At 59.7% G+C, this 13103-nt stretch carries 7 protein-coding genes and 6 pseudogenes; 5 read left to right on the top strand and 8 right to left on the bottom strand.

The window, feature by feature from the left end:
• Positions 1–1118 precede the first annotated feature (1118 nt).
• Both BMI01S_RS43470 and BMI01S_RS34030 read right to left on the bottom strand, forming a co-directional pair.
• Positions 1119–1389, bottom strand: a pseudogene (locus BMI01S_RS43470) (type II toxin-antitoxin system PemK/MazF family toxin).
• A 746-nt stretch (positions 1390–2135) separates the two neighbouring features.
• Positions 2136–3043, bottom strand: a pseudogene (locus BMI01S_RS34030) (AraC family transcriptional regulator).
• Positions 3044–3196: 153 nt separating this feature from the next.
• Between BMI01S_RS34030 and BMI01S_RS34025 the strand changes: the two are divergent.
• Entirely contained in the window at positions 3197–4087 is an 891-nt protein-coding gene (locus tag BMI01S_RS34025; RefSeq protein WP_042292290.1) for an oxidoreductase, read from the top strand.
• A 197-nt stretch (positions 4088–4284) separates the two neighbouring features.
• A pseudogene (locus BMI01S_RS34020) lies at positions 4285–4787 on the top strand (IS5/IS1182 family transposase); the annotation flags it as partial.
• A 323-nt stretch (positions 4788–5110) separates the two neighbouring features.
• Here BMI01S_RS34020 and BMI01S_RS34015 read toward each other — a convergent pair.
• A complete protein-coding gene (locus BMI01S_RS34015) occupies positions 5111–6190 on the bottom strand; it encodes a porin (protein ID WP_028232660.1) in 1080 nt (359 codons plus the stop codon).
• Entirely contained in the window at positions 6187–6516 is a 330-nt protein-coding gene (locus tag BMI01S_RS34010) for a hypothetical protein (protein ID WP_028214981.1), read from the bottom strand. The genes BMI01S_RS34015 and BMI01S_RS34010 overlap by 4 nt, the downstream gene beginning before the upstream one ends.
• A gap of 423 nt (positions 6517–6939) precedes the next feature.
• Between BMI01S_RS34010 and BMI01S_RS34005 the strand changes: the two genes are divergently transcribed.
• Positions 6940–7413, top strand: coding sequence for a MarR family winged helix-turn-helix transcriptional regulator (locus BMI01S_RS34005; protein ID WP_028214982.1), 474 nt, complete (start codon positions 6940–6942; stop codon positions 7411–7413).
• Between the two features lie 177 nt (positions 7414–7590).
• Here the strand turns inward: BMI01S_RS34005 and BMI01S_RS34000 are convergent.
• The 3 genes and pseudogenes from BMI01S_RS34000 to BMI01S_RS33990 form a co-directional block, all read right to left on the bottom strand.
• Positions 7591–8403 (bottom strand): annotated as a pseudogene (locus tag BMI01S_RS34000) (p-hydroxycinnamoyl CoA hydratase/lyase); the annotation flags it as partial.
• Between the two features lie 68 nt (positions 8404–8471).
• Entirely contained in the window at positions 8472–9944 is a 1473-nt protein-coding gene (locus BMI01S_RS33995) for a benzaldehyde dehydrogenase (RefSeq protein ID WP_028232659.1), read from the bottom strand.
• Between the two features lie 42 nt (positions 9945–9986).
• Positions 9987–10755: pseudogene (locus BMI01S_RS33990) on the bottom strand (coniferyl-alcohol dehydrogenase).
• A 1208-nt stretch (positions 10756–11963) separates the two neighbouring features.
• Here BMI01S_RS33990 and BMI01S_RS43465 point away from each other — a divergent pair.
• Both BMI01S_RS43465 and BMI01S_RS33980 read left to right on the top strand, forming a co-directional pair.
• On the top strand, positions 11964–12497 hold the full coding sequence (locus tag BMI01S_RS43465; protein ID WP_028232658.1) for a VirB8/TrbF family protein: 534 nt from the start codon (positions 11964–11966) through the stop codon (positions 12495–12497).
• Positions 12498–12528: 31 nt separating this feature from the next.
• Positions 12529–12900, top strand: coding sequence for a hypothetical protein (locus tag BMI01S_RS33980; RefSeq protein WP_028214989.1), 372 nt, complete (start codon positions 12529–12531; stop codon positions 12898–12900).
• On the opposite strand, the pseudogene BMI01S_RS39885 reads toward BMI01S_RS33980, so the two are convergent.
• Positions 12849–13082 (bottom strand): annotated as a pseudogene (locus tag BMI01S_RS39885) (transposase domain-containing protein); the annotation flags it as partial. The gene BMI01S_RS33980 and the pseudogene BMI01S_RS39885 sit on opposite strands and share 52 nt — an antisense overlap.
• Between the last annotated feature and the right edge of the window lie 21 nt (positions 13083–13103).

Here is a 13103-nt window from a genome sequence, read left to right as displayed (position 1 = left end):
GAACAGTTACAAAACACCTTCGCAAATAATGAGCCTCGGTACGACTCGCATAACGCTCGCATAACGCTCTGAGCGACATTACGAGTAGCGAGGTCGCATTGAGAATGCGCCCGACGATTCTCTCTATATGCTAAACTTTCCTACGAGAGCGATTCCGAGTCATCATACCGAGGTATTCTTCGGGCGAGGACGGTCTATGATGCTATGCATTGACAAGCATCAATAAAGCAGCGTCGCAAGCTCGCTGTGCGCACTTCAACTCAGCGCAAGATTTGCAGCTTCCGCATTATCACTCGCCGAAACATCATGGCCACGTTCAGAGCACCCCGATCTTGACTGCGTCGGGTGAATACCGCTTGGTTCGTAATCCCCCGTAGAAGTTCGAATGGCGTACCGGGCACGGCGGTAATTGCTGACCGATTGACACATTCAGCGTTTCTTGCAGGCAGAGACTTGCCGGGGCTTGCGTTCAAGCGGCAACCTATTGCGACGCTGGATCGATCAGGCAGAGGGCAAGCTTCCTGGGGCCAAATTCAGAAACTGTGTGTTTCCATAGGAGAAGCGCGGGAGTCAGCGATTTTTGCACGAATGCTTTATTTCTCAATGCGTTTGCATCGCGGCACCGTCGTCCACGGCCTTCGCTTCTGCTCTTTCGCCACGTGATGTCCAACAGCGCAATCCAGAATCGCGCCGGCAATCGGATGTTGCCCAGCCACGTGCCACGCTAAAGCACCAACGGCAGCACCCTTGCGAAAACCCGCCGCTTGCTCGATTACCGACTACACTGCCCAGCAGTGCCATCGCGACACAAATGACCTTGCCCTTCTCTCGTAGCTTACTTTCGCTTATTCGCGCTGTCGCGAGTCCCATCCCGGCTCCGAGCCGGGGGCGACAGCGACGGATCTTGACTCTGGAGCGGAGATAGCCGGACGCAATCCGAAGTCGCTGCGGCAAGGTTTTCGTCGACCGTCAGGCATTCATGCCGGAGATTCTCAGCAAGTTGATGGCTCATCAGCCTAGATAGTGCAAGAGAGCGTTGCCGGGTTCACCGCGCACGCGGTTACTGTCCCTTCATAGATTCGACCTCCTCCTGAAGTAAGGTGATGCGATCCCTAAACTTAGACCATGATTTCCGCCGTGCCGCCTAGTCTCCATTCCTTGCCCACAGCGCGAATCTGATCCATGAGGATCAACCCCGTTTGCACTTAAAGGTCACCGGAATTCGAAAAGGCGCTGCGCGGACCTTTGACGTCATCGGCGCGACGAGGACGGTCCGCAAATGATCGTGTTTTCGCGACGTGAAAAGACGACAGACGGCTACGTCTTCTGAATCTCACTTCCCATTGTTGGGTCGAGTGCGGCTGACCAGCCTTCCCCGTGCACTACCACGCAAGTTCCGCATCGTCGGCATTGGCGAACTCACCCATAACCACCGCATCATCGATCACGGCAGAAATGCACAAGCTATGAGAAATCGCGAGAACGATCGGCCTCTGAAGCCAGCGGACCTTGATCCGGACCGGCCACGATACTGCCGCCGAAGGCTATCACTCTTTCCGCGAAGTGATCGCGCGCGTTGCAGAGAAACGATCTCGGAGCGGCGTAGCAGACGTACGGGCGACGCCTGCCACGCAGATCGGGCTGTAGTCGGTTATTCGATGCCTGCCATCTGCCGCACGAATGTGCATGCCTGTGCGTGTGTCGGCAGGCGCCGAATACGCCCGATGGAGGAAATCGCGGAGGACTTAAAAGCTGAAGACTTCACGGAATTGGCCGCCATGCGCAGCGCAGTACTGCTGCAAGATGCGCACTCAGGAGGGAGTGCATGGGCCCGGAAGCCGGAAGCAGTGATGAGGAGGCACGGTTGTGCAGTCGTGAGGCGGAAGAGGACGTGCTAGTGGCTCTGGGAAGCGCTAGGCGCAAAACGCCCACTCGTGTGCAGCGTTGCCGCAAGGCCGACCCACCGTCGAGACGTACTGCTACGTGCTACGTCGCCCTCAGAAAAATCAGATGCATCAAAAACCGAGAACCGATCCGTGACACGGAAAAGTCATATCAGTCCTTCCACCAAAGCAGTTAGGTGCCAGGTTTCTGTGAGCGTCGATATTTTCCCGAACGGAAGAAACGTACGAGGTTCAGTGCGATGATACGTATGCCACATCGGCAAACGCCGGCACGGCGAAATTTTCACGCATGCGCCTCGTCTCCGCCGCTGGCGTCATACCGAAGAGGCGCCTGAACACCCGGCTGAACTGGGAAGGACTCCTGTAGCCCACGGCGTGACTGGCGGCGTCCGCGCTCATGCCCTGGCGGACCATCAACAGACGCGCCCGATGCAGGCGCGTCGACTTGACGTACTGCATGGGCGATACATGCGTGATTGCCTTGAAGTGACTGTGGAAGCTCGGGATGCTCATGCCCGCTTCCTCAGCGAGTTGCGTAACGTGGAGTGACTGCGCACAGCCGGCGTGAATCAGGCGCAGGGATCGGGCGATTCGGCCGAACTGCCCGCGCATCGCAAGGGCCTCCCTCGTCGAGCGTCCCCGTGCTCCCGTCAGAACAGGGAAGTAAATTTCACGCAGCAGGCCCTGACCCAATACAGCGGCCTCAAGCGGCCGGTGCGGCGCTCCGACTAAGCAACACAGACGACTGCATCGCGTCGTCCATCGGACGTCGACATCATGCTCCGAGCCGCTTGAATTTGTTCCGTGGCGCCTTTGCGATCGATCTGCGCCGCAAGCTCGGCGGCCATCGTGAAATCGAGTTGCAGGTATAAGGCAAGGAGCGGGCGCTCGGGCGTCGCATCGGTCCCCATGGTAAACGGCGCCGGCACGGACACAGCAAGATAGTGATGCTCGTCGTAGAGATAGAGACGATCACCGAAGTAACCTCGCTTGCGGCCCTGACACACGATCACGATGCCCGGGTCATATAGAACCGGCGTGCGCGGCAACGCCCGGTTCGAACGCAGGATGCGCACGTTCAGTAGTGCCGTAAGGCTGTAGCCCTCGTCGTGTGCCAACCGGCGCAAAAGGGCAACGATCCGGTCGCGGCCTTGACGGTAGCGTCCAGGCCGCTCCGTGCAGGCAGTCTTATGCTCATAGTTTTGTGCAGGAAAATTAGAGAAATCAGCCTTTAAGTGGCTTTTCTACAAGATTAGCATGCAGCTTCATTCAACATGATGGAGGCTGCGTCAATGCAATCGAGCAAAACTCTGCTTATCACTGGCGTCAGTAGCGGGTTCGGCCGAGCGCTCGCAGAAGAGGCGCTCGCCGTCGGTCATAGGGTTGTCGGTACGGTGAGAAGTACACAGGCGAGACGCGACTTCGAGTCCCGCTCCGCGGGCGGTGCTTCGGGAAGGATCCTTGGCGTCACTGATTTTGACGCCATCGAAGGCATCGTGGAGGAAATCGAGACAAGCGTGGGTCCCATCGATGTGTTGGTCAACAACGCCGGCTACGGGCACGAAGACATCATGGAAGAATCCCCTTTGTCGGAGATGCGTCGACAATTCGATGTGAATGTTTTCGGCGCAGTCGCGATGATGAAGGCGGTTTTGCCCTTTATGCGTCCCCGTCGACGGGGACACATCCTGAACGTTACGTCGATGGGCGGCTTCATAACAATGCCCGGAATCGTGTATTACTGCGGAAGCAAGTTCGCGCTCGAAGGCATTTCCGATGCCCTCTCCAAAGAGGTCGAGCATCTTGGTATCGCCGTGACAGCCGTGGAACCTGGCTCTTTTCGGACCGACTGGGCAGGCCGCTCAATGAAACGAACACCCCGGTGCATCCCAGATTATGACGAGGTCTTTGACCCGTTGCGCAAAGCTCGGGCGGACAAAAGCGGCAAGCAATTGGGAGATCCTCGGAAAGCAGCGCGCGCGATGCTTGCGGCGATCGCGGCAGACAACCCACCCAACCATCTTTTACTCGCCGGCGATGCACTCGGCCTAGTGCGTGGCAGGTTGTCGGCGCTTGAGGACGAGATCCGGGAGTGGGAAGCGGTCACACTCTCGACAGATGGGGCAAGCACGGCCCAGATGGTGCGGGCAATCTTGTTTCGCGATAACCACGGTGACCATTAAGCGTCACACGAAGGTTCGCAGCGACGCCAACCCGTTCGACCCAGCATGGACGCCTTACTTCCAACTCTGCGCAAATGGCTGCTGACAACGTTGTGAACTGCCCGGTCCAATCATTGGCTGACGGGCGGCTTGAGCCGTGTGCTGGGAAACTCGCATGCACGGTTCTTTGGGGAGTGCGCGCCGGTAACGGCGCGCACTTACCCGACGGCAAAGCGCGCACGCCGTACGAATTGGGCATCAAGGTGTCGATCACGAAGACCCACAAAGAAGGCTCGTGATCGGAGCGCGCTCGATGCCGGGCAATCCGTAATGACGGCCATACGCTGGCCAAGGCACTGGAGCAGTGCGGCAATCGTAAGCGACGTGAAGCCGGAAGTGGCCGTTGTTGATCGAGGCCACAAGGGTGTCGCCGTAGATGGCGTGAAGATCTATCACCCGGGATTGCGACGCGGAATTACACGGAACCTGCGCGCGATGATCCGACGACGAAGCGTGATCGAGCCGACCTTCGGTCATATGAAGGCCGACGGCAAACCCGATCGGAACTGGCTCAAAGGCGCTCTCGGCGATGCGATGCACGCGGTGCTGTGCGGCGCCGGCCATCAACCTGCGCATGATCCTCAGAAAGCTGCGGCTCTTTTACACCCTCATTCTGATCGCTTTGCGCAACCGCTCGCCCACTGCCGTCTTCACGGCATGATGGCCGCGCCGCGCAAAACGTATTATTCAGGTCCGACTCAATAACATCGACGCCAAGGTGCAAACGATCCCTGCGGAGGAGGGTTAGTTCCTCCCCTTTGGCGAGCGCGTAGGCGACTCGCGATCAGATAAGCGGTTCTCGGGCTACCTCGCGCCGATCAGGCGGCATGCCTCGCGCCTTCTCGCGGGGCCGCGACTTGAGGGGAAGCCGCAGCTCGCGGCGATCGCAGCCAGCAATTCCCGCACGTCAAGCGCGAGAGAAAGAAGATCGAATGGCGCTACCTGAGGGCGACTGCAACAAGTGCATATACATCCGAAAGTCGTCTAGAACCGCGTCTGCATGCCGAGCCGACCGATGAACTGCGACGGGCCGCTCGACGCGACGCTCACGTCGTTGATCCGTGCGTTAGCCCCTTGGTTCGCGCGCTGGTAGACGCCAGCCACGTACACGCTGGTTCGCTTCGAAAAGAAGTACGTCAGCATGGTGGTGAGCTGATGCGCATGGTTGTTGTCGACGACCTGATTGCCCTTCATGTACAAATACGCGCCGCTCAACACCCACTCGGGCGCGATCAACCACATTCCACCCAGCTCCGTCTGCCAGACAGACGCGCCGTTCATTTCGTTACGCACTGCCGTGTAGAGCGCGTTGGCAGTCAACGGGCCGAAGGTATAATGCGCACCAGCGCCCCAGTTGCGCACGCTGACCTGCGCCCCTGAGACATCTATCTTCACCTTCGTATAGGCAGCATTCGCCCCAAAAGCGCCGTGGACATAGTTCAGGCCCACGCTCACCCCGCTGTTCGAGCCGAATGATCCAGCAACGCCGCCGAAGCCGTACATTACGCCGGCGAAGAAGCCGCCGAATATCGGGCTCGCATACTTGACCGAGTTATGGATGGGTCGGGATCCCGCCATACCATCCCAGTCGAACGCGCCGGTAGGATTGTTCGGCAACGCGAGTTTCGCAAACGGTCCATTACGGAAATCGTAGATACCCTGGGCATATATCGCGCCATCGTTCAGGCCACTGAACAATGAATCGACCATAAAATCGTACTGGTTGCCCAAAGTGAGCCGTCCGAAGTGATCGTCGTCCAGCCCGACGAACGCGTTGCGGGTAAACAGGCTGCCGCCGGGCATAAAGGTACCCATGCCTAGTTCGAACTGGCTCGTGAGATCGAAGACCGCGCGCGTGCCGCCTCCGAGGTCCTCCTCGCCGAGGAATCTCAGCAGGTTCGGCACGGGAATACCGTCGTCGAACTTGACTACGTGGCTACCACCTTCATTGCTGACGTAGGACACGCCGCCATCGAGCATGCCAGTTAGTGTGACGCTGCCTTGAGCGTTGGCGTGGCACGCAAACAGCAGGCTCGTGGCAAAACAGAAAGTTTTCAATTTCATTGACAATCTCCGTTTCTTGCTTGCTCTGGTCCATGTTTCGCATCGCATCGACGACTCTGCGACTCGCTCATGCCCTTGCCCCGCTGCGTGCGCAAAATCAGCAGCGCGATGATGAGACCCGGCACCGCGGCATTCATGAACAGCCAGTGCCACGACGGCACCATGCGCGGCATGGTAACGAGGATCGGCGCGAACCCAAGGCCAAGCAGCGAGAACATACTCAACTGCAATCCTGGCTCGACAACAGCGCCCATACTCCAGCCAACGCTCAGGACGCCGATCAGGCTACCCGGTTGCTGAAAATCCAGATTGAGTTCGCGCATCATGTGAGGGAACAACGTCACGGAGCGATCATCCAGCGGTCAAGCCCGACCAGCCAGAAACCGAGCTCAGGCAAGGCGTTTTATTTCGCATATCGAATCATATATTTTACGGTTCGTCGGATCGTTCGGTAACGAATCACCCACTGATTGCCTCCTGTCAAGTTCTTCTATATTACTCATACATGGTATTCGTTATATACGATAAGTTGTTTATTGAAAAACGCAACAATTGAGCATTAAGGGATAACACTGAAATGGCAGCCACGAGCCGGAGACAGCGGTCATACAAGATCAAGCCACGCGTGGACGGATGCCGTGCGTGTCTACAACAGGCTGGGACCGCCTCATCAAGGGGCTGGGTACGTATGTTGAGGTGATATAATTTCGCGTACCCGCGGACTTCTCCACAGAAATTAGCCCTTTGCCATGCCGACAAAAACCGTTCGGAACAACTTAGCCAGCGATTTTCCGGATCAGGTTGATCAGTCTGAATTGCTCGGTCTTCTCGGATACAACATCCGCCGCACTTATCTCGTCGTGCAGTCGACTTTCGATGCACAGATGGAGAAACTCGAGTTGCGCCAAGCCGACTTCGCAGTCCTGTCGACGTTGCGCCACAATCCGGGCATCAACCAGAAGTCTCTTGCCGATGCGCTGGCCATTGCGCCGCCCAACCTGGCCACATTGCTGGACCGGCTCGAATCGGGCGGATTGCTGATGCGGCAACGCAGTGCCGACGACAAACGCATTCAGCACGTCTCGCTCACCGCTCAAGGTGCCCGCCTGCATACTCAAGCACTAAAGGCCGCCCAGAAAGCGGATGAAGTGGCCGTCCACAAGCTTTCCGCTGCCGAGCGGCAACAGCTGAAATCGCTCCTATCGAAAATCTTCGCCGCCTGATAGTTGGGCGCCCAGCCGGGGCTGCCATTGCGTTCGAGATTGGCCAGGACCGATGCCCCGAGCGCGCCCGGCGTCGGCGAAGCGCCGACGATGGCGATCGACGCCGGCCGCAGCAGACGCTCCACGGATTGGGTCATGTTCATGTCGACGGGCTCCGCGCTCAGGCGCGCTGGCGCGATCGCAGGTGCCAAGACCGGGCTTGTAGGTCTTGTCGTCCAGGAACTGCTTGAGCCCCTCCTTGCGCCCGTCGTCGTGGCTGTTGGCGGCTTCCTGCGCTCGCACGAGGAAATCCTCGCCATTGTCATAGGTCATCTCGCGCACGCGCCGGATTGCATCCTTGGTCGCGTTAAGGGCAACCGGATTCTTCTTGAGCAGCGCCTGCGCCACTTCGACCACACGCTCACGCAGTTGCGCGGCGGGCACCGCCTCGTTAACGAGCCCCCATTCCGCAGCCTTGCGGCCGTCGATGTTCTCTCCGAGCATCGCGTGATACATCGCGCGGCGGAACGACAGCAGTTCCGCAGCAACCTTCGATGCGCCGCCGCCCGGCAGAATGCCCCAGTTGATTTCCGACAGGCCAAAACGCGCTTCTTCGGCGCAGAATGCCAGGTCACACGCGAAGAGGGGGCCATACCCACCGCCGGAACACCAGCCGTTGATCATCGCTATGGTGGGCTTCTTATACCAGCGCAAGCGCCGCCACCAGCCGTAGCTCTCGCACTGCGCCTTGCGCGTTCCGCCGAGGCCGTGGGCCTCCGTGTCGCGGAAGTACTCCTGGAGATCCATACCGGCAGTCCATGCGGAGCCTTCATCAGTCAGCACGAGCACGCCCACGTTCGGATGAAACTCAAGCTCGTCGAGCACCTGCATCATGCGGCGGTTCAGTGCGGGACTCATCGCATTGCGCTTTTCCGGCCGGTTGAATTTCACCCATGCCACCCCACCCTTGATGCTGAAATCAACGGTCTGTTCCTCTGCCTGGCTGCTCATTGCGCATGTCCTGATTGATAATGAAATATTATTCGGTCTCCTGATCAATTCTGGACCCCAACTGTCGCCTAAAACGGATGCAGCGGAACTGCCTCCTTGATCGTTACCCACTGCCAGTGTGTATACTGCTCCCAGTCTGCTGGACCGCCCACGCTGGTGCCGTTGCCCGACGAGCCTATTCCGCCGAACGGGTTGATGACCTCATCGGCGACCGTCTGGTCATTGATGTGCAGTAGACCCGTATGCAGCCGCTCACCGAGCGCCATCGCGCGACCGACCGATGCGGAAATCACGCCCGCAGACAGGCCGTATTCAGTGCGGTTGGCCAGCTCAACCGCTTCCTCGTCAGTATCGAATGAAATCACACTGGCGACAGGGCCGAACGCTTCTTCGTCGAACGCTCGCATACCCGGTTTCACGTTGGACAACACCGTCGGTGCATAGAACAGCCCTTCATGCGTGCCGCCGGCCTCGATCACCGCGCCAGCCGCAACCGACGCGCCGACAATGTCCACCACGTTTTGCAGTTGTCGCTGGTCGATGATCGGCCCGAGCGCCACCTGCGCAAGAGCCGGGTCCCCCACCGGCAGATGACGCGCCTTGTCGGCGAGACGCCGCGTCAATGCTTCCGCGACGCTGCGGTGGGCCAGCACGCGGCCCGTTGCCATGCAGATCTGCCCCTGATGAAACCAGGCGCCGAATGCGATCGCCGAAACGGCTTTGTCGAGATCCGCACCTTCGAGGACGATCAGCGAATTCTTGCCCCCCAGTTCCAGCGAGACCTTCTTAAGATGACCGCCCGCCAGTTCGCCAATCTTGCGGCCGGCGGCCGTCGAGCCGGTGAACGCGAGCATCGGCACGCCAGGCGCCTCGACCAGCGCCTGCCCGACATCCGCACCGCCGGGCAGGACGTGCAGCAACCCCTTCGGCAAGCCCGCAGCGGCCAGTACTTCCGCAATCACGAAGCCACCCGCGTATGGCGTACGCGGATCCGGCTTAAGAACGACAGCATTGCCGACTGCGAGCGCCGGTGCGACCGAGCGCAGCGACAGCACTAGCGGGAAATTGAACGGCGAGATCACGCCGATCACGCCCAGCGGCAACTGGCGAGCGATGCTGAGCCGACCGGGCACACTTGGCAGGACGCGGCCGTTGGCTTCAAGCGGCATCGCCGCCGCGCGCTGTAACAGCACGATCGATTCTCGTACTTCGTGCTCGCCCTTGGGCAGGATGCCGCCAGTTTCCCGTGCGATCAGCGCTGCGGCAGCCGATGCGTGCTGCTCCAGCAGCGCAGCCGCACGATGAAAGACCGCGGCGCGCTCGCGCGGCGGCGTGGCAGCCCAGAGCCGCTGTGCGGCGCGCGCCTCGCGCACGGCGATCGCGACGTCCTCTCGTGTGGCCTTGCCGACCTGGTGTAGCGGCTGACCCGAAGCCGGCTCAATGACGTCCAGCACGCCGGACGCCGCGACCCATTCGCCGTTGAAAATCTTGCCGCGCCACGTGTCCGCATTGGCAAACGAAAGGCCTGGCGAATTGCTCATCACGGATATCTCCTTCAGTAACGGGTTGGGAGTAGAACGTGTTCAGATTGCCGTGGCAGCCAGCCCGCCATCGACGGGCAGATTGACGCCGTTGATCCAGCGCGCGGAATCAGAGGCAAGAAATACAATGGCCTCAGCCACTTCGTCGGCATACGCGGGGCGCTTCATCTTCGCGGCATCCGCTTCGACACGCTCGGGTCCGAGCATCGTGACGAAATCGCCAAGGATGGGCGTGAAAACGGGTTCAGGCGCCACGCTGTTGACGCGCACGGAGTGCTGCGCGAACCAGTCCTTCGAACGCTTCGCAGTCCAGACAATTAATGCTTCCTTGAAGTACTGATAGCAGGTAGCCTGGGGCACGGGATGCACTTCGAGCCATTGCACGCCGCTGTCGAAACCAGCGGTATCGGCCAGTTCGCGATGCAGGCCCAGCCGCTGCGGCCAATCGGCGCCCAGGATCGATGCGACGTTGATCACGCCGCCGCCAGGCGCGATGCGCGGCAGCAATGCTTCGCTGAGATGGCGTAAGCCGAGGTAGTTGACGCGCGCAACGGCATCCACAGATGCGGTGCCTGGAACGCCGGCGACGTTGGCCAGCGCGTCGATACGCGCGGGGAGTCGTACTGCGAGCGCATCGATGGATGCTGGATCAGCGAGATCGACCTGGTGAAACGCATCAAGGGTCAAGTTAACGGGATGTCGATCGACTACCAATCAGAGGCGCACCGTAGTACCTTGCAAGCCTGGCTGTCTCCGCGCCGATACCGGACGACACGCCGGTGATGACCAAGGTTTTCCCGTGCAGTTTCATTGCCATTGTCTCCATCGTTCGGGTTGAGCATCGTCTATGGTTTTATACCATAATAGTTACTGTATATAACGTTATTTGGATTTGGCCGCAACATGGAAACCATCTGCACGGCCACTGCGGATGATGCTGAAACATGGGCGGGTCTCGGCGCGCCGGGCAAACACATTGCGCAACGTTGGATGGCGTGCAGCAACGGCACGCCACAGGTGAGTTCAAAAGGTCGAGCACGAGAAGCGCCGATCGACCACGCCAGCAAAACGGCACGAAGTACTCGACGGCGGCCTTCTCCGCATCGGGAACATAGCTGTCCCGAGGATAATCAAGCTGGTCTCAGGCATTCGGGTCATGTGCCGCAGACTGCACGATGTCGGCACGTCCACGCCGCGCCCGGCGAGCGCTTTGACAACCGAGCATTCGGGCAGACCTCGATCACCGTATCGCTGGCCTGAATCTGGACCTGGAATGCCGCATCTGCGTCGGAATCGCAATTAGCCAGAACTAAACGTACAGGCAGTGTTCTGCATAGCCTCGTGCGCATTCCTCGGCCAATACCGCCTCCATCGAGCTACACGGACCGCTATCGAAAGAACCGGTGTCACGCCGAATCCTCTGCCGGCAGCAGGTGCCGGCCAGCCTGTGGATCAGACGAACAATGGTTGCTCGCCAATACGAATCAGTCTCGATGCTGCACTTGACCGTAGATTGTCATTAACCACCTCCCCGGTCGGATCGTGACGCACGCGACTTCGTATTGGCCCTCCCCACAGGTCGCCGCGGAGACAGTACCGCCGCACGAATCGGCCCGGCAGGTATGCGTCGATATTGGCGCCTGAGCGAAAGCCGGGCAACGGCGCACGGTCGGGCCGGGAAATCGACGAACTCCGAGGTGACCATGTGTTCTGTGGACACATCGCGTTCAGTCGACTGGAATTTCCCAGGTGATTTGGTCGGGTCATCGAGCTGAACTCTCAAGGCAAAAAAGAGTGTTTCCATACGACCACAGCCAGTACGACTGTCGCTGCCCGACGAGAGCCACTTGTCCCAGAGGACCTGCTGGCCGTTTTTCATGATGGGGCGCCCATTGTAGTGAACGCCGGTAGATCGATCTTTTCCAGGCGTCTGACGGTCACGACGGCGCCGACGCGGCAATCGCTTTTGCGATCGAGGGCTCGCGCCTCGCGCGCAACATCAGTGCCGCCAGGACTCAGATGACAAGGGAACCAGCTCGGGGGGACTGGCTGCACCAGGACGCGCCGTTCGAGTCGATCCCCACCAACCCGAAGCTCGTGCGCGAGGTGACGGTCAGCAGGGTTTCCGTGCTCGACGACTCGACGGTCGTCGTTGAATTCTCCACCTCCACCACGCAGTTCGCCTCGGAGAAACCCGTCGTGCAACGCTATGCGCTCACGCTGCGCTACCGGATCTTACCGACCAGCTCGGACGAAGCCGAGGGAACCAACCCATTCGGGATCTGTTCTTCACTCTCCAGAAAATGCTATGACGATCCAGGCCCCCCGCGCCGCTCGTGGTTGCGCTCGCCAGCGCAGTCGCTCTCTCCGGTTCCGCCCTCGGCGCGTCGAGGCCCGCCTTCCACAGCAGCGGCCCTCGACGTCTCGATCATGGGCGACCCGATGAGTCCGGGGAACCAGTACATCTCCGGCACCGATCCGGTCACGATGCCCCAACGACGCGCGCATCGTCGTGTTCAGCGTAAGCGTGTCATGACGGCCGCCTTGCTTTAGCATTCGGTCTTCTGCCACGAGGACCGACCGCATGCCGCTTGAACCGCTTTTCGTTTCTAACCGGGTTGTTGCCATCATTGTGCCGAAGGCGCCGTTCGTCGCGTGGATCAACGCAGCGGACCCTGTTCCGGCGAACCCCACCGTCACGCTCGCCGATGCACAGGAGGAGCCATCGGCCTTCCTGATCCCGACGAACGAATCCGACGACCAGGACCAGCCTGGCAAGCGCTGGATTCAGCGTAGCTGGAAGGCTCTCTTCGAGCAGATGCTTGCGGACTGGTACACCGATCCGGCACTGTGGCCGCGCAACCGGACCATCAAGATGTTCCGGGAGTGGTGCGAGATCCGCATTCACTCCATCGTGCTGGACTGCGGCGATACGCCGATTGAGTACGAGGACTGATCCAGATTCCACGGGAGAAGCGCGTCGATCTGGTTGATCGGGTGATCCGCGATGCACCCGAGCACGTGGCGCAGATAGGCTTCAGGATCGACGCCATTGAGTTTCGCTGTCCCGATCAGGCTGTAAATTGCAGCGGCGCGCTCACCGCCCGAGTCCGCGCCAGCGAACAGGTAATTCGAGCGGTTATGCTGAGTTCAGCATAA

The sequence above is a fragment of the Paraburkholderia mimosarum LMG 23256 = NBRC 106338 genome, assembly GCF_000739815.1.
Lineage (GTDB): Bacteria > Pseudomonadota > Gammaproteobacteria > Burkholderiales > Burkholderiaceae > Paraburkholderia > Paraburkholderia mimosarum.
Note: the sequence above shows the minus strand (reverse complement) of the source record. Positions and strands in the feature narration are given on the sequence as shown.

Coding starts and splice junctions, on each gene's coding strand:
- BMI01S_RS34025 (WP_042292290.1), top strand. CDS start 3,197: ATGCAATCGAGCAAAACTCTGCTTATCACTGGCGTCAGTAGCGGGTTC.
- BMI01S_RS34015 (WP_028232660.1), bottom strand. CDS start 6,190: ATGAAATTGAAAACTTTCTGTTTTGCCACGAGCCTGCTGTTTGCGTGC.
- BMI01S_RS34010 (WP_028214981.1), bottom strand. CDS start 6,516: ATGATGCGCGAACTCAATCTGGATTTTCAGCAACCGGGTAGCCTGATC.
- BMI01S_RS34005 (WP_028214982.1), top strand. CDS start 6,940: ATGCCGACAAAAACCGTTCGGAACAACTTAGCCAGCGATTTTCCGGAT.
- BMI01S_RS33995 (WP_028232659.1), bottom strand. CDS start 9,944: ATGAGCAATTCGCCAGGCCTTTCGTTTGCCAATGCGGACACGTGGCGC.
- BMI01S_RS43465 (WP_028232658.1), top strand. CDS start 11,964: ATGACAAGGGAACCAGCTCGGGGGGACTGGCTGCACCAGGACGCGCCG.
- BMI01S_RS33980 (WP_028214989.1), top strand. CDS start 12,529: ATGCCGCTTGAACCGCTTTTCGTTTCTAACCGGGTTGTTGCCATCATT.